We start from the raw sequence: 17,811 nt of genomic DNA, 5'->3' as shown, positions 1-17,811 counted from the left end.
TATGTTTAAAATGATATTATTTCAAGGTCACTATATTTCGCTTGGTATCTTTCTCCACTTTGAATTTCCTGATTTGCCGCAATATGCGGAATATATCGTCCAAACTGTCCCGCTGCCGGAACTTTCCTGTATACGTACCTTTGAACAAAGACGTATCTTCCACCACTATTTTTACATCATAATAAAGTTCCAGCTTTTTCAAGATATCAACCAGAGGCTCATTCTCAAAAGCATAAATGCCATCCCTCCATAAGAAATGGTCTTTCAAACGGATGGGTTCAACTTTCATTTCTCCATTCGAAACCGTCACTTGCTGGTCGGGAAGCAAAACGATTCCTTCATTCTCCTTATCCCGGAAAAAAACGCGGACGGAACCTTCCAGCAAGCTGGTTTGCACATAGCCGGTCGCCGGGTAATTGCAGACATTAAACTGCGTGCCCAGCACTCTCATATCGACATCATGCGTGGAAACGATAAAGGGGTGGGCAGGATCTTTCGCCACCTTGAAGAAAGCCTCTCCTTCTATTGAGACTTTCCTGATGTCACCGGTAAAACGGGCCGGATAGATCAACTTCGACTTCGCGTTCAACCAGACTTCCGTTCCGTCCTGCAAAACCAGTTGTGCCCGCTGTCCGGCAGGAGTGTACAAAGTGTTCATCACATTCTCCGATAAAAACTCCGTTTGTTCAGGTTGTGCGTACCAATATGTCAATACACTTGTTGAAACGACTAATGCCAGAATAGCAGCGGCATACCCGATCCGGCGTGTCCAACGCCTCCACATCACAGTGTGTTGCTTCTGCAAAATAAAGCGGTCGTATTTTTGTTTGCCGATAGCTTTATCCTGTACCTGATGTCCTAAGTTCAACAAGGCATATAGATTTTGATATTCTGCAAATTCTTTTTTGAGTTCTTCGCTCGCCTCGACATCGCGCAAGAAGGATAGGCGCTCTTCCGTAGGAAGTTCCTCATAAAAGTATTTATGTATCTGTTCGTTCATATTTTCCGCTTTTGTTCTTAATAAACGGATCAGGAAACCAAAACCCCCAAAAGGATAAACGGATTTTTTTAATTCACGAGTAAAAACAGTAATAAAGGAAGATAGTCTTTCAGTTCGCTTTTAATTTTCTTATAGGCGATAGCCATTTGATTTTCAACGGTTTTAAGTGAGATATTCAGTTCGGCTGCTATGTCTTTCTGCTTTTTACCTTCTATTTTACTTTTTATAAAAATTTCCCGACATTTTTCAGGCAGAGAGTCGATCACTTCGGTAATGATCCGTTCGATATCCTGCGCAGAGAGCAGGGACTGATCGAATAATTCCAGAGAGGCAAGTTTCATCCGCAAAGTAACCTGATACTCTTCCTGTATCAGGTTGACAGCTTCCTTCACAACAATACGGTGGCGCAACAGGTCGATACAACGGTTCTTGATCGAGGTAAAAAGCAGGGCGACCAGATTCACATCATAAGCCAAGATCTCTTTCTTTTCCCACAGTTCGGTAAATACGTCCTGGACGATATTTTCTGCGTCTTCTTCTGACACGACATATTCCAGCGCGAAATATTTCATCCGGGAAAACCAAGAGACATATATTTCTTCAAAATGGTCGGATAATATTTTCCTTTCAACCTGCATCTTTCTTCTGTGTGAATTAAATCACGGCGTTCTCGATCTCCAAACCCTTATCTTTGAATTATGAATCAGTTAAGCAACGCAATTGTGCTATTTGCACAATGCAAATATAATATAAATTATTGGTTAAACAAGAAATTTAAATTTCAAGAAAATCCTCTAATGTATAAGACAGGAACAGTATGGATTTCATAAAGACAGAGGGCTTATTGTAAAATACCGGTTCCTTGACAACAATATACAATCTTTAATAATAGGGCTGAAATCCGGCTTGTTTGCGGGTAAAAAGGGTTTTGTCGGCTAAGGTGCGCAGTTTTTTACCACGAAGACGGTCATAATTGCTCCGAGATGCGCGGTGTATATAACATGACGACCGTCTTGATGGCGACGAAGACGGTCGTAAAGAGAACGAAGACGGTCGTCGTGGCGGAAAATCCCCGGAATCGGTTTGAGATATACGGGGAATATCCCGACTTTTTTACTACAGGCGATTCTCCGGGAGTTCAGGTTTTCCACAATATCCGGTCTTTCTCCTATCTGATTACAAAGAGACATCGTTTTTTCATTTTCTGCCTACGACGTTTTTTCAATCGTTACCAATTCCGGTAAAAAGCCGGCAAAAAGTCAAATCAAAACGATCCGGAATTTTACCCGAAATAGAATCTGAACCCATCCGGGGTTATTGTATTAATTATTTGCCAACTCTTCCCGGTCTTCTTCAAACAAAACCTTTTTCAGCTTCTGGTAAAGAAATGAAAGAACAAGTAGGATAACACCCAGAATGATAAAGATAATAATCTTTCCGAGGGTCGGCAGCAACCACAAATCGATCACGACCAACTTTAGCAAGACAATGCCGAAAGTCGTCAGGCTGATCATACGCAAAGACTTCAGGTGCAACCGCATGCCAATCGCCATTTCGACAAACCCCGCAATCGCCAAGGAAATGGAGAAGCCGGCATTCGTCTCATCGGAAAGCGAAAGCTGGCAAAGCAGGCTTCGCACGGCAAGGACCAACAGGACGGTGGAAAGAATGCTGACATAGACCGTCATCCTGTTCGCCGACTTGCTACGGAAATTGAACACGGCATAATATTCTTTTGCCAGCCAATAAATATGCGCCGCAATAATAGCCACCGTCAGCCATCCGAGTGCCTGCAAAGCCGTCCACTGAAAATAGCGGCCGGACAGGAAAACGCACATATACCAGCAAACCGGGATCAACAAGGAAAACGCATACCACCGGAAATAACGTTCCATCGGAAAACGTCTCCGCATAACGAGAAGCAATAGAAACAAAGTAACCGCCGTAAACGCCATCATTAGACCTTGCGACAGATACCAGTCGTCGACATTCCGCGCGAACTCGATCATAAAGGCCGTATAAAGGACAGCACTTCCGTCTAAAAGAGTTATCGCATTGCAGGGCGAATATTTCCATACGGAAGTAGTCGCAAACAGATCTTTATTCCGGAACAGGAACCAAGCAACCAGCAAAAAAGCTATGCCGACAGATATTCCGGTAGCGAATGTGCCGTTGACGAACAAAGCCTGCCTTACGCCTGAGCCCAACAAGGCTTCGATATCCATCCAATAGGAAACATTCGTCAGGAGAAACAGGATTGCCACAAAGTATTCATATATTCGGATTCTCCATTTGATGAAGAGCCACAGGACGACCACCATCTCACACGCCCAAAGCAGGGTGATAAAGGTCCCGTCCAACTGGATCGGTATGGTGATGGAAACAAAGGTGAGCGCCAGTCCGGTCAATGCCGGGCAGAGCAAGCTGCTTTCCACTTTCCTCCGGTTTACAACAAAGGCCACCGCCGCATTTATCAGAGCGATAAACAAGGTGAACGCCCCATTTATATTCTGTTCAAGCTGCATCTCACGCAGGAACCACAAACAGAAAAAGAGGTAAAGGAAGTTATTCAGTACCACGACTGCCATCAGCAATTGGTTGATTTTACGGCTGTCGGAACGTATCACCGTCACGACGGGCAGAAGAAAGATAAGGAAGAACAGGGTCGCGAAAAGCAACAGGTGCACCAATTGCGTAAACCCCGCCACGTCCAGATCTCCCGCGCTCGAATAACCAAACAGGATCAGATAGCTCGCCACGAAACTGACGATCGGCAGCTCTCCCCATTTCTTATAAAGGGAAAGGACGAACATCCCAAGATTCAGGATCGTCACATAAACGAACAGCACCAGGTAACTCCCCATGCCGTTGCTGACAAGGAAAGGTGATATAAAACCGCCGACCAACGCAATAATGGCCAATTCGCGCCGGTTGTAAAAGACGGAAAGGACGGACATCAGGATCGTAAGCACCACTAAAATGACAAAGGCAGTCGCCTGGCTGAACAGCCCGTAGTAATGATAGGCCATCGCCACCGTGACATAGAAGATAGCAAAAGCGCCGCCTGCCAACAAGGAACTGAACGCGCGGTAGGTTTTCTTCAACTTCTGCGAGATCAGCAGCAGACCGCCACCGACCACAAAGCCCAGCACGGTCCGCAAAACTTCGTTGATCCAATTCTTATCGATCGCATACTTCACAAACAACCCCATGCCGATCACCAATATCAGGATACCGATCTTGCCGAACAGGTTCTCTCCGATAAACTTTTCGTAATTAACCGGTTTACGTTTCTTTTTGGGAGGCGCCGGCTTAGGACGAGTCCACGTTTTAAGAGGCGGGGACGCCACCGGAACAAGCGGGGACGCCACCGGAACAACAGGTTCTTTCCGAGGTTCCGGTTCCGGCTGTTTTACATCAGGCTTCGAAGTCTCTTCATCCACTCTTATTTCGACAGACAAAATCGGGATATGGCACTCTTCCTCCGCTACAATTTCCCGCCCTTCCAATTGCTTCCTTAGACTGGCTATCTCTTTTTTGAGAGACTCGATATTGGCAATTGCCTTACCTATATGGTTATGCAGGCTGATCCATACGACAAGAAGTAGCAAAACGAAAAATGCAGTTTCCATAATATTGCTGTTTTATTAACAGCGACTAATATACGGATTTTATCTTTATCCTGATCACCGTAAACGAATATGCCGGCAATTCGCAGGTAAATACCTGTCCGACCTGGCAGTCCAAGGTCTGCGGTTTCAAATCCGTATCTTCCAACGCGCCGGATAAAACAGTCTTGACTGCGTGTGTATCGGCAACAGCAACTCCGTCCAGCCGGATGTTTGTGCGGGTTGCAGCCGGTAGGATATTGACTAATTTCACGATCAGGTCGCCCGTTTTACTATCTTTTACGACAGATACGGGGAGACGTTTGGCAATATCGCCCGACGGATCGGATAGTCTGACCGTGGCCGGCAGATACTCGTCGCCGGCATTGAGGCCATACATTTGCTGGACATAATAGTTGACGGTCGGCTTCACCTCCCGGTTGTTGAAGTAGATGAGATCGGGGTTCCATTGCGTATGCCCTTCTTTTGCCAGGAGCGGGGCGTAGGAGGCCATACCGACAATATCGCCGTTGCGTTCCAGAGAGGTCATATACGCCGCTTCGGCCAGCGACACTTCGAGGTTATTCGGCCGGCCGGGAAGGTGGGCGGCATACTCTCCTAAATAAACTTTCGCGCCCTGACGGTCGTAGGAATCATAGAAATGCTGGTTATTCAGGAACCAGCCGGGTGTCTGGTAATAGTGCTCGTCCACCATCGGGACCTGCAATCTGTCAACAATCTCCCAGCCTTCCTCATAGTCGGTCCCTTCGTTGAAAGGCCCGGCCGTACCGATCACGGTTATTTCCGGATGTTTGGCTTTGAGGGCCTCATAGATCATCGTGAAACGTTCTTCAAAAGCATCCGTTATCTGGTCTTCGTTTCCGATCCCGATATATTTCAGATGGAAAGGTTCCGGATGGCCGGCTTCGGCACGCATCCGCCCCCACTTCGAAGAGGCATCTCCATTCGCATATTCCACCAAATCCAGAATGTCTTGGATAAAAGCGTCCATATCGCACATCGCGACTCCCTGCTGCCCGCCTCCACGGGAGTTCTGGCAACATACGCCTGCGGCAATGACAGGAACAGGTTCCGCCTGGATATCTTCACAGAACTGGAAAAACTCGTAATACCCAAGCCCTTTCGTCTGGTGATACCCCCACAAATTGCGTTGGGGTTTGCGGCTTTCCAGCGGACCGATCGTTTCTTTCCAGTTATAAATATTATGCACGCCATCACCATGCGCCAAGCAACCTCCCGGAAAGCGCATAAAGCGCGGGTGCAGGTCGGCTATCGTTTGTGCCAGATCAGCACGCAAACCGTTCGGACGGTTCTTAAATGTTTTCTGCGGGAAAAGGGAGATCAGGTCTAAAGCATAAACGCCAGGAGCCATCGTCTGTATGGACAGGCAGGCACTGTCCGCATCTTCCACCGCCTGCAACGTGAGGTGCTGCTTCGTCCATTCTCCGGAATTGAGTTGAACCGCGGCTTGCGCAAGCGGCTTACCGAAACGGTTCCTCAACTGGATTTGCAAAGCGCCCTGACCGTTCCCCCGGACACGGGAGAAAAAAGAAAGATCATATTTCTCCCCCTTCCGGATATGGATACCGTCGAAACCGCCATTGACCAGGTCCAACTCAGCACCTTTGGCACGGAGCACCGCATAATGCGGATTGTTGGGATGGACCGGTTCTACCGTGTCGATCTCCAATCCGATGCTTTCTGCCGGGGCATCTGCCTTATATGACTTCAATTTCCAGGCATAACGGTTGTTCCAAGCCGGGTCGTTACCGGTCTTATCCTCCGGATCATACTCGAAATCACGGTTCTGGACCAGTTCGGCATACAAGCCGCCGTCGGCAGCATAATTCAGATCTTCAAAAAAGACACCGAACAGATGATCACTGATCTTTTTCGCCCGGTCACCCTCAACGGTAATTTCCGCCTCGACAGGAACCGCCTCTTTTAAGGAGTCGGGCAAGGCGAGCCGTTCATTGCGCAGGTTCTCGCGCTGCCGGGCCGCATCCACTTCCGAAAGGATATTATCGACAAACGCTTTGGTAACAGTGATGATAGAGCCGTGTTTGGCATCTTTCGGTATCGAAATACGATCCGTCACATCTTCCCAGGTTCGGAAATCACGTGTCCGCTTCGCTTCATAGCGATGGCGGGTATAGGCGTCCATATAAACGACATAGCTCCCGTCGGACAGCGGGCAAACGGCCGGCCCTTCCACCCAGTCGGTCGCAAAAGGCATGTCTCCGGTCGGCAGATACGGACCTGTCGCATGGTCGCTTACGGCAACCGACAGTTCCTTTTTGGCTTTCGGCCAGATGCGTTCGTCTTTATAAAGCATATAGTATTTGCCATCCTTTTTCTGTATGGTCACGTCGATCACGTTATGTCCCGGATCGAAGAATATCTTTGCAGGGGAAAAGGTCTTGAAATCTTTTGTCGTAGTGTAATACATACGATGGTCATATTTTTCTCCCGGCTCGGTCTTCCACACGCCGTTCTCTTTGATCGTACTGGCCCAGAAGATCACATATTGCCGGTTCTCGTCGTCGTAAATCATTTCAGGAGCCCAGCAGTTCCGGACTTCATACCCTTCCATCACTTTCGGATAGGACTGGCGCGACCAGTGCACGAGGTCCTTGGAGTGAGCATATCCGATTGCATTCCCGTCCCAGTTCAGCGTCCAGATACAATGCCAAAGCCCATCCGGCCCTTTCATGACAAAAGGATCGCGCATACGTTTATCGGCATACCAGGTCCCGTAATCGCACTTCAGGAAACTATGTTCCGGCCCTATCGGTGTCCAGGAATATCCATCCGCACTCCAAGCCAAGTGCATACCGTTGCGATTCTCATTCTTATCTGTAAAATAGGCGAACAGATAGCGTATGTCGGAAGAAGACGATGCCTGTGCCAACGAAAAGAATCCCGGCAACAGGAACAAGACCAAGATAAAAAAGGAAAGATGTTTTCTCATAAGATGACTGCTTTTTCAGGTATTACATAAATCAAATACGTATAACAGTGGCAAATATAAAGAAAAAGTGTAAGAACGTACACTATTTATTATTCAAAATAGAGGAGAAAGAGCTTTAACAGTCTATTTTAAGCATTTCTATTTGTTTTATGTACATTTGTCCCTCGTTTATATATTCATATTTCACCAGCATGAGTCAACATCCAGAAATTTTAAAACAGTTAAAAGAGGGATCTTACAAAGCATTCAATTCTTTATATGAACAATATTTTGACTTGCTATATGGCTTTATCTTCGGACTCACCCGTTCGCATGAACAAACCAAGGAACTAGTACAGGAAGCCTTTATAAAAGTATGGATCAACCGGCAAAAAATAGACCCGGATTTATCTTTTAAGGCCTGGCTGTTTAAAATGGCACAAAACCAATTGAAGGACCAACTGAAAAAACAATTCAACAATCCTATTTTTGAAGATTACCTGATTCATTGCTCCGATGAACAATTATCCGTCAACGAACAAGATAGCTTCGACTTTGAGGCATTCAATCAATCTTTGGCTAAAGCAAAAGAAAAGCTGTCACCCAGGCAGGTTCAGATATTTGAACTGGCAAAGGAACAAGGATTGTCTGCCACAGAAGTTGCTGACAAATTACAAATATCCGAACAGTCTGTTTATAATTACCTTCATCAGGCATTGGGCATTCTCAGAAAAGAAATGTCTACTTTCTACACCCTGTTTTTCATGTTCTTCTTACATTCATAAATACCTTAACAAAGATATGTTTTACAACACACGAAATCATTAAGTAGATTTTCGCCTTTCCAGCGTATTACCTATAAACAATCTATTACTATGGTTCAGGAGGAGGTCAAGACATTATTCAAAAAATATTTATACGGACAACTCACAAGTGAGGAAGTCGTACAGTTGAAAGCACTTATCCAAAATATGAATGATCGCTCTTTGGAACAAAATCTATCCCAACTGTGGGATACCTACCCTGTTTCCGAAGAAAGAAATATCGAGGCGTTCGATACTATCTCAAAGAACATGAAGGAGATCATCCAACCACAAAAAAGGATAAGCTTATTGGGATATTTGGGTAGGATCGCTGTTGCCGCAATCTTTTTATTACTGATCTCATTAACCGGTTATCTTTATATAGATAAGATAAACATACAAACTGCGATTGCACAAATGTACACGATATCAGCCGAAAAGGGAGAACGTGCATCTGTCACCCTGCCCGATGGGACAAACGTTTATCTCAATGCAGAATCCACATTATCCTATCCGGCTTCTTTCTCTCTGAATGAAAGAACCGTCCAGCTAACCGGAGAGGCTTATTTTGAAGTAAAACATGACGCAGATGCCCCTTTTATTGTTAAAACTGCAGAAATCCAAATAAAGGTATTAGGAACGACTTTCAACTTATATGCTTATCCGGACGATTCATGGTTCGAAGCCTCCTTAGTCGAAGGGAGCATAGAAGTTACCCCTTATAAAAGTCCGGGGAAACAAGTACATCTTTCCCCTAACCAAAAAGCCCGCTACAGTTATGAAACGGGAGAAATCAAAGTAATGGCCACGGACCTAAGAGTCGAAACGGCCTGGAAGAGGGGAGATCTGATTTTCAGAAATCAACCTTTCAAAGAGATAATCGGGCAATTGGAAATATTCTATGGTATCAATATAACCGCAAACGGAGAATATCCGGAAGAGCTCTTCACGGGCAGTTACCACGAGAACGACATCATCCAGGTTTTGAAAAACCTTCAACAACATTATACATTCGAATATCAGAAATCGGGGAACGAAATATCTCTTAAATTCACGAAATAATCACTCTAAAAAACAAGCATTATGAACTCTTCCTAAAAAAAGCCGGAGAACCTATACAGATCTCCGGCAAAGTCAATACTTCAAACACAAAAGCCGAACCACCACGTAAGGCTTTAAGTATCAACAAATAATTATTTAAATCTATGTACTATCTAAATTTTCAATGCAGTTTAGTGTGTAAAAATACTATTTTCAGATTTATACAGCTGCTACTTATCTCTATTTTTTTAGTTTGTCCGACAGAAATTCATGCTCAAAATTCTCAAATAAGCATATCTGTTAAGAACGTTTCACTCAAAGAGTTATTAACAAGCATCGAAAAACAATCCGATGTCAGGTTTTCTTACATTGAAAAGAATCTCGATCACAAAAAAGATATTACCATCAGCATCCAGGACGAACCGGTTGAAAGGTTACTGGATCGCATCCTTCCCGGTAAAGGAATGGAATATACCCGGACAGGAAATACAATTGCAATCAAACTTATCCAATTACAAAAGGATAAGCAGAAAAAAGTGAGCGGAACCATCACTGACAACAGAAATGAACCGATCATCGGTGCTAATGTAGTACAAAAAGGTACAACCAACGGTATCATCACGGATGTAGACGGAAATTTTTCTCTTGAAATACCGGAAGGGGCCACTCTTGTCATATCTTACATTGGCTATTTATCTCAAGAAATCCATACGGACAATCAATCCGTCTTAAAGATAAAGCTGGCAGAAGACACACAAAATCTGGAAGAGGTTATCGTTGTCGGATATGGTGTCCAGAAGAAAATCAACCTGACGGGTTCCGTTGAAAACATCACTGGATCGGATCTGGCGAAAAAACCCGTAGGGCAAACTTCGATGGCTTTGCAAGGAATGTCGTCGGGTGTTACCGTCCAACAAACATCAGGACAGCCGGGCAAAGATAACGGGACCATCCGTATACGTGGTATCGGCACGTTAAGTTCAGCCAATCCCCTGATTCTGGTCGACGGTATCGAATCGGATATCAATTCGGTAGATCCGAGTGACATCGAAAGCATATCTGTTCTGAAGGATGCAGCATCGGCTGCAATCTACGGATCGAGAGCAGCAAACGGCGTTATCCTGATAACGACAAACCGCGCAGAAAAGAGTTTATTTAAAGTCAACTATGACAACTACATCGGTTGGCAGTCTCCAACATCCATGCCGCAAAACGTTTCAGGATATGATCACATGGTGATGATAAACGAAGCAAACCGGAATGTAGGGAAAGTAGAACCTTTTACACAAGAATATATCGATAAATACCGTAAAAATACACCGTCTGACCTCTATCCTGAAACTGATTGGAGGAAAGTCATGCTGAAAGAGAAAGCCTTGCAGCATAACCACCATGTCAGTATAAATGGAGGTGGTGAAAAAGTAAGTATTTTAGGATCGCTTTCTTACCTAAATCAGGATGGTATAACAATCAACACGAATTACGAACGCGTAAACTTACGATTGAATTCTGATATAAACTTGCACAAAAGGCTTTCTGCCAATTTCGATATTTACTTTATGACGGATGACAATGCGACACCTGCGGCCGGCATGCCCTGGTATTTTCTCAACCGTTATCCCAATAACCTGCAAGGCAAAAATGAAGATGGCTCCTGGGGAATCGGATGGGATGGAACAAATACCTGGGCACAAGAAAACGATGGAGGGATGACGCATGAAAAGAACTATTCCGCCAACATCAACTTCAAAGTCAATTACCAGCCTATAGACGGTCTTAACCTGAGTTTTCAATATGCTCCGAAGTGGAATTTCGTCCACTACAAGAAGTTCGGGAAGACGGTTAACTTATACTATCCGAGTGGAGATTTATACAATCCGACCCCATACAGGGCAAATATGACTGAAAAGTACAGCAAGAATGTCACCAATAATCTGAAAGCTCTGGCAACTTATGACAAATCGTTCAATGCCCATAATCTATCATTACTGGCGGGATTCGAACAAATAGACTTCCGGGGAGACTGGCTGAACGGATTCAGGGATCAATATTTATTGGAGAACTACGAAGTGCTAAATGCAGGTTCACCTGCAAACCAGGCTGCAACAGGTTCTGCCAGCGACTGGGCGCTACGCTCCGTATTCGGACGTATAAATTACAACTACAACCAAAAATATCTTCTCGAAGCCAATATCCGCTACGATGGCTCTTCCCGTTTTGCTCCCGGATTAAAGTATGGCATATTCCCTTCTTTTTCCGCTGGCTGGAGAATATCCGAAGAATCCTTCATGAAAGATATCGAATGGATCAATAACCTGAAAATAAGAGCTTCGTGGGGAAAATTAGGGAATCAGGATATCGGGAATTATCCTTTTGTATCGTCCGTATCATTGGGGATGGATTATGTTTTCAACGGTGCAGTTTCAGCACCGGGCGGAGCGGTCACTGACGCAGCCAATCCCAATATCACATGGGAATCCACTGCAATGACGAATATCGGGTTCGACGCGACCCTTTTTTCCAAACTATCGGTCACAGCGGAATATTATGTTAAAAACACATCCGATATTCTTCTTAAATTACCGATACCTGGAACTTCCGGGCTAAATCCGGCTTATCAAAATGCCGGAAAAGTAAGGAATAAAGGATGGGACATTACATTTAGATATAACGATAGAATCGGCGATTTCGAATATGGGATCGGAGTTAATCTGTCGGATGTCCATAACGAAATAACAGATCTGGCAGAAACAGGGCCTTACATCTACGACCGGACAATCCACAAAGAAGGTTATCCTATTACTTCACTCTATGGATTAGAGGCGGAGGGATTATTCCAAAATGCGGACGAGATAAAAAACCATGCTTCCCAATTCGGGACAATATTAGCTCCAGGTGATATCAAATATAAAGACCAACTGACAATCGATTCAGACGGTGACGGTATTATGGATAAGGCAGACGGGGTCATTAATGCAGATGACCGAGTGATAATGGGAGACTATATGCCACATTACACATTTGGTATTGACTTTTACGGAAAGTATAAAAATGTAGACCTATCTTTTCTGTTACAAGGAGTAGGCAAAGCGGACGGATACATCGACCAACAAGGGGTATTGGCATTCTATATGGGAGGTACAGCCCAAGAATGGCATAAGGATCACTGGACAGAAGAAAACCGGAATGCATCTTATCCACGACTTACATTCAACTACCCGAACAATGAACAAGTATCTTCGTATTGGATCAGGAATGCATCTTACCTTCGTTTAAAAAATCTCCAAGTAGGATATACGGTACCTAACCGGTTCGTTAAAAAGATATTCCTGGATTACTGCCGCATATTCTTCAGTGCACAGAATCTGTTTACCATCACAGGCTTTTATGATGGATTCGATCCGGAAGCCCCTATTGGCAGAGGCGATTTCTATCCCATGATGAAAGTCTATTCATTCGGACTTAATGTAAAATTCTAAAAACTAATCACCATGAATAAATATATAAAACTCATAATCGGCGTATTCACTTTAGGATGTCTTTCATGTTCAGACTATTTAGAGAAATATCCATTGGATAAACCTTCGGATGCGACCTTCTATAGTACGGAAAGCGAACTGACGATGGCTATCAACGGCATTTACTTTAAAAGCATGTATTTTCAACAAGCGGCCTCTTCTTTAAACCTTGTTTTGGATTGTGCCTCCGATATCGGTTGGGACCGTGATCAGGGCAGTGACCTACAATTATTAGGCGAAGGGCTTCATGTTCCGACAAATGAAACTTTTAATAAAATATGGTTCAACTGTTATACCGTTATCAACCAATGTAATATGCTTTTAGCAAATATGCATAAAGCACAGTCCATCACGAACCCAGACATATACACGAGAATAGAAGGCGAAGCCCGTTTTTTCAGAGCCTACCACTATCATTTATTGGTTAATTTCTTTGGCAATATACCTCTGTTGACCGAGCCTCAATCAATCACCGATAAACCGGCTCAGGCCGACAGAAGTCAAGTTACCGAATTCATATTAAACGAACTGGAGGATGCGGCCAAATTATTACCTGTACAATATACAGGCGATGACATCGGCAGAGTCACTCAGGGATGTGCCCTTTCCGTAAAAGCCAGGGAAGCCCTATTTTCCGAGAAATGGGATATTGCCGCCGATGCCAGTAAACGCGTAATAGAATCAGGTGTCTATTCGCTGGAACCCGACTACAATAATCTTTTCAATAAGCAGAATAAGCAAAGCAAAGAAGTTATTTTCTTCGTACAGTACTCGCGCGTAAACCAACAGACTCATGGTGTTCCCGGTAATCTATTCTCACGCATGGCTTCCGGGTATTCCAATAAGGTACCGGCCCAATCACTTGTTGATTCTTATTACTGTACAGACGGCTTGCCTATTAACGAATCAAGTCTTTACAATGCAGCCACCCCATTCAAAAACCGGGATTTACGGTTGGAAGCAACCATTGTCGTACCAGGCAGTACATTCCAAGGCTACCAGTTCGAAACGCATCCCGACAGCTTGGAATGCTGGGACTACAATGTGACTCCTGCAGTTCGCAGAAACAATCAGGATGTAACAAATCCCTATGCTACATTCTCAGGATATTGTTGGAGAAAATACACGGATGAAGAACAAACTTTCCGGCTGAAAAGCGAGCTGAATATCATCCTTATTCGTTATGCAGAAGTTTTATTAATGTATGCGGAAGCGGTCAATGAATTAGGAAGAATGGATAATCTCGGGTATGAAGCCTTAAAGTTAGTCCGCGAGAGGGCACAAATGCCAGCTATCAAACCGGATACACAGGAGAATATCCGGAAGCTGATTCGACAGGAAAGAAAGGTTGAATTTGCGATGGAAGGTTTGCGCTTCTTTGATATCAGAAGGTGGAGAATTGCAGAATCCGTCATGAACGGGAAATTGTATGGAAGACCTGTAAGGGATTACCTACCCCACTACATTCCGACATTCGATAAAAACGGCATGCCTCAATATGATGCGTATGCCGAAGCATTACGATCTTTCGATAACAGAACATTCAACCCTGATAGAGACTATCTGTTCCCAATTCCTCAAAAAGAATTGGATATTAATAAAAATCTGAAACAAAACCCCAATTATTAATTGAGAACTGCCATGAAATACAGACATTTGTATTTCATGGCAGACTTTAAGCATAAACAATCAATTTTAAGACTATATGAAAAGAAGAGACTTCATCCACATCAACATAGCGGCATTAGGAGGAGTGCTTATCAATAATCATTTTTCGTACGCACAAGCTATGGAAGAAATATCACAGTCATTCCAACATACGACGAAACAGAACGGCTATGACCTGATCATAAACGGAGCCGGACTTTCCGGTTGTTTTGCGGCAATCGAAGCGGCTAGACAAGGAATGAAAGTATTGGTCATCGATAAAAGAACTTCACCTGGCTATGATATTGCAGCCAAGAGAAAATTATGGTTAAATACGGCAGGATACAAAAAATGGCCGGATAATCTGGTCCAACTGTTCTTCCCCGAAGGAGAAAAGAATGAGATCTTTAATACTCAACTCGGTGAGCCATACAACAGTTCTATCGGAGACGAGACACTTCTGTTTGCAGGGAGCTTGAAAAAGGGGTTACTCCGCTCCCTTCTCACCAATAATGTCGACCTACTGCTAATGACCGATGTTTGCGGTATCATTTCCAATCGGAAAAGACAGGTTTCAGGAATAATCGTCGCCTGCAAACAAGGAATTTATTCCGTCCCTACTACAGGGTTCATCGATGCATCGGACAACAACTCATTCACACGACGCTTATTCGGACAACCATATAAACCTAATAAAGCCGGATTTGTGATGGAAGTACAGGACGCGGAATATTTAAATGGCAAATACTTAACCCTTAGCTCTTCTTATGGCCTTTCAGATAACAGACTCGAAATCCATCACGGTAAGAAATCACAAGATCAGTATTTCTTATCATTCAATTTCCCTGTTGAGACAGACTGCCTCAATGCAATCGAACAGAAAGCAAGGCTTATTGCAACACAGATCAGCAAGGATTTCCCTTTGTTAGCAAAGGGTCTGACAAATGCTAAGTTGCGTTATTACGCACAGGAATGCTCCTATTATCTGGACAATTACAAACTTCCGGATATCACCCTCAAAGACTATATTTGTATCGAAAGCCACCCGATAGAACATAGCTATAACTCCATACTCGAACTGGTTCAAAGTGCTCAGGACAGCATCGGCAAGTACAAAAAGCAAGATACTCGGAGAACCATGGACACTGTTTACTATGCAAAAGGGAAAAACAAACCATTCAACACTTCTACAAACCAAACTGTAAACGAATACGGGCATATACTCCCTCTGACTGCTTACTCAATAAAAGATATGCAACTGCCTGTGGTCAATAATCCCCTATTAATTGCCGGAGGGGGAACTGCCGGAATAGCAGCAGCCCTATCTGCTGCAGAAAAAGGGGCAAAACCTCTTATCATCGAATATTTTAATGACTTAGGGGGGAGCAAGACTATGGGAGGTGTGACCGGTTATTATTTAGGGCAAAACAAACATTCTTATATTTTGGCATTAGAAAAAGAGATACGGCAAACAGCCAAAGACTATAATATAGCTGTCAACTGCATTTGCAGGTGTTTCCATAATATCTGTACTTTAAACCGCTATGACTATAGTATGATTAACGGAGCTATTATCTGTGGAGCCCAGACCAACGGGAAGAAGTTGGAAAAAGTCGCTATCTGCGTCGACGGAGAATTGAAATGGATACAGGCAAGACTTACGGTAGATGCAACCGGAGATGGAGATATCGCCTATTTCGCGGGAGAAAACTTTGAAACCGGGAATGCAAGAATGTATACGACCCAGAACTACAGCCAATGGGATCTCCCTTTCAAAAGTAAAAATGCACCTATGCAAACGATCAACAAAGACTACGATATTATCGACAACACAAAAATAACAGAGTTGCAGAGAGGTTTATATCTGTCTCATTACGAATCATTCTTCTACGACTTTTATCCTATGCTAACAGTCCGCGAGTCCAGAAGACCGGAAGGCGAATACAAGTTAAACCTGATCGACGCGTTGGAGAAGACATGGTTCAAAGATACGATTATTAATGCACACAGTGATTTCGATCCCCATCATTTTGGTCATTCCGAGTATTCACGTTGTGCATTCTTATTGCCTCATTCCAACCAAATCACAGTAAATATTCCTTATCGCTCAATCGTTCCCCAAACAATTGACGGCCTTTTGCTTTCAGGAAGAGGCATCAGCCAGACACATAACGCACTGCAATTCACGCGTATGTCCGCCGATGTTTATTTACTTGGATATGCGACAGGGATTATTGCAGCTTCTATTATCAATCAACAGAAACGTCCAAGAGATTTTTCTGTTTCCCAACTACAAAAGGAATGGCTGCAAAACGGACTTTTATTGCCTAACCACCCGCAGGAAAAACTCTCAGCACAGGACATCGTAAACAAACTAATTGAAGGAGATAACGAATATCTATTTAAATGCTGCCGGAAAGCAAAACAGGATATCCTTCCTCTTCTGAGAAAAGCATATAAGAAAAACAAATCAATTTTGATAGCTAAAGCTTTAGCCTGGTTCAAAGATGCGGAAGGAGCCGGATTAATTATTTCCGAATTAGAGCAACTGTATACCAACGAGGCTCAGGCTGGACATCCGCAACAGTATTTCGAGAAATATCAATCAGACAACCTGTATTGGAGAATCAACCAGGATATCGCACTGCTCGGTATGTGTGGAAATTCAGATTCCAATCGGATTATAAACCAAATTCTATGTAAAACACACTCCGGGGGAGAAAAAGTCAAGGCAAACGACGCTTATAATAAAAACAGAATCGATTTGTTATTAATCCCATATTATAATCGCATTTTGAACCTCTGTTTCTATATTGAACGTATGCCTGATCCTCTCTTCATCACAGGGCTTGAGAATTTGGCTGCTGATACGAATATCATCGGTTACAAGACATCTGATTACAATCAGACCAGATGGCGGATATACGGGGGACTTCTGGAATTATCGATTGCAGCCGCCTTGGGACGGTGCGGTTCCATCAAAGGTGTTCAAACTTTGATAGAGTACCTGAAAGATGTACATTCGGATTTCAGGTTTTTCGCTAATCAGGAGTTGAGTGCTATCCTTAAAAAGGATATGAAATTCGATTATAATAAATGGACAAATCTGATTAATACGGAGAAAGGTTTCCTAAATAGAACAACACCTTTTTCCAAAGAGATTGAGTTATAGAGTATTTTTAATTATGAGTCAAGTATCTATGTATAATTGTTTTTTCCTACT

10 protein-coding genes are annotated in these 17,811 nt (G+C 43.7%); 6 read left to right on the top strand and 4 right to left on the bottom strand.

Features of this window, described 5'->3' with window-relative positions; all coding sequences use genetic code 11:
• Positions 1-16: 16 nt before the first annotated feature.
• A complete protein-coding gene (locus RDN79_RS12710) occupies positions 17-1,000 on the bottom strand; it encodes a FecR domain-containing protein (RefSeq protein ID WP_298546433.1) in 984 nt (327 codons plus the stop codon).
• Positions 1,001-1,068: 68 nt separating this feature from the next.
• On the bottom strand, positions 1,069-1,638 hold the full coding sequence (locus RDN79_RS12705; RefSeq protein WP_298546435.1) for an RNA polymerase sigma-70 factor: 570 nt from the start codon (positions 1,636-1,638) through the stop codon (positions 1,069-1,071).
• Between the two features lie 345 nt (positions 1,639-1,983).
• Here RDN79_RS12705 and RDN79_RS12700 point away from each other — a divergent pair, with 345 nt between their 5' ends.
• Entirely contained in the window at positions 1,984-2,244 is a 261-nt protein-coding gene (locus RDN79_RS12700) for a hypothetical protein (RefSeq protein WP_298546437.1), read from the top strand.
• A gap of 78 nt (positions 2,245-2,322) precedes the next feature.
• Here RDN79_RS12700 and RDN79_RS12695 read toward each other — a convergent pair whose 3' ends face one another.
• Together RDN79_RS12695 and RDN79_RS12690 are read right to left on the bottom strand one after the other, a co-directional pair.
• A complete protein-coding gene (locus RDN79_RS12695; protein ID WP_298546439.1) occupies positions 2,323-4,632 on the bottom strand; it encodes a DUF2339 domain-containing protein in 2,310 nt (769 codons plus the stop codon).
• A 25-nt stretch (positions 4,633-4,657) separates the two neighbouring features.
• The gene (locus tag RDN79_RS12690; protein ID WP_298546441.1) at positions 4,658-7,600 is read right to left on the bottom strand and encodes an alpha-L-arabinofuranosidase C-terminal domain-containing protein; all 2,943 of its coding nucleotides are present in this window, start codon (positions 7,598-7,600) and stop codon (positions 4,658-4,660) included.
• A gap of 191 nt (positions 7,601-7,791) precedes the next feature.
• Here RDN79_RS12690 and RDN79_RS12685 point away from each other — a divergent pair, with 191 nt between their 5' ends.
• From RDN79_RS12685 to RDN79_RS12665, 5 genes are all read left to right on the top strand, one after another.
• Positions 7,792-8,364, top strand: a complete 573-nt coding sequence (locus tag RDN79_RS12685; RefSeq protein ID WP_298546443.1) for an RNA polymerase sigma factor — start codon at positions 7,792-7,794, stop codon at positions 8,362-8,364.
• A 90-nt stretch (positions 8,365-8,454) separates the two neighbouring features.
• On the top strand, positions 8,455-9,444 hold the full coding sequence (locus tag RDN79_RS12680; RefSeq protein ID WP_298546445.1) for a FecR family protein: 990 nt from the start codon (positions 8,455-8,457) through the stop codon (positions 9,442-9,444).
• Between the two features lie 443 nt (positions 9,445-9,887).
• Complete coding sequence (locus RDN79_RS12675) at positions 9,888-12,902, top strand: TonB-dependent receptor (RefSeq protein WP_298546447.1); 3,015 nt, start codon at positions 9,888-9,890, stop codon at positions 12,900-12,902.
• Between the two features lie 12 nt (positions 12,903-12,914).
• The gene (locus RDN79_RS12670; RefSeq protein WP_298546449.1) at positions 12,915-14,570 is read left to right on the top strand and encodes a RagB/SusD family nutrient uptake outer membrane protein; all 1,656 of its coding nucleotides are present in this window, start codon (positions 12,915-12,917) and stop codon (positions 14,568-14,570) included.
• A gap of 76 nt (positions 14,571-14,646) precedes the next feature.
• On the top strand, positions 14,647-17,760 hold the full coding sequence (locus RDN79_RS12665) for an FAD-dependent oxidoreductase (protein ID WP_308573233.1): 3,114 nt from the start codon (positions 14,647-14,649) through the stop codon (positions 17,758-17,760).
• Positions 17,761-17,811 lie beyond the last annotated feature (51 nt).

The sequence above is a fragment of the uncultured Parabacteroides sp. genome (genome assembly GCF_902493135.1).
Lineage (GTDB): Bacteria > Bacteroidota > Bacteroidia > Bacteroidales > Tannerellaceae > Parabacteroides.
Note: the sequence above shows the minus strand (reverse complement) of the source record. Positions and strands in the feature narration are given on the sequence as shown.

Coding starts and splice junctions, on each gene's coding strand:
- RDN79_RS12710 (WP_298546433.1), bottom strand. CDS start 1,000: ATGAACGAACAGATACATAAATACTTTTATGAGGAACTTCCTACGGAA.
- RDN79_RS12705 (WP_298546435.1), bottom strand. CDS start 1,638: ATGCAGGTTGAAAGGAAAATATTATCCGACCATTTTGAAGAAATATAT.
- RDN79_RS12700 (WP_298546437.1), top strand. CDS start 1,984: ATGCGCGGTGTATATAACATGACGACCGTCTTGATGGCGACGAAGACG.
- RDN79_RS12695 (WP_298546439.1), bottom strand. CDS start 4,632: ATGGAAACTGCATTTTTCGTTTTGCTACTTCTTGTCGTATGGATCAGC.
- RDN79_RS12690 (WP_298546441.1), bottom strand. CDS start 7,600: ATGAGAAAACATCTTTCCTTTTTTATCTTGGTCTTGTTCCTGTTGCCG.
- RDN79_RS12685 (WP_298546443.1), top strand. CDS start 7,792: ATGAGTCAACATCCAGAAATTTTAAAACAGTTAAAAGAGGGATCTTAC.
- RDN79_RS12680 (WP_298546445.1), top strand. CDS start 8,455: ATGGTTCAGGAGGAGGTCAAGACATTATTCAAAAAATATTTATACGGA.
- RDN79_RS12675 (WP_298546447.1), top strand. CDS start 9,888: ATGGAATATACCCGGACAGGAAATACAATTGCAATCAAACTTATCCAA.
- RDN79_RS12670 (WP_298546449.1), top strand. CDS start 12,915: ATGAATAAATATATAAAACTCATAATCGGCGTATTCACTTTAGGATGT.
- RDN79_RS12665 (WP_308573233.1), top strand. CDS start 14,647: ATGAAAAGAAGAGACTTCATCCACATCAACATAGCGGCATTAGGAGGA.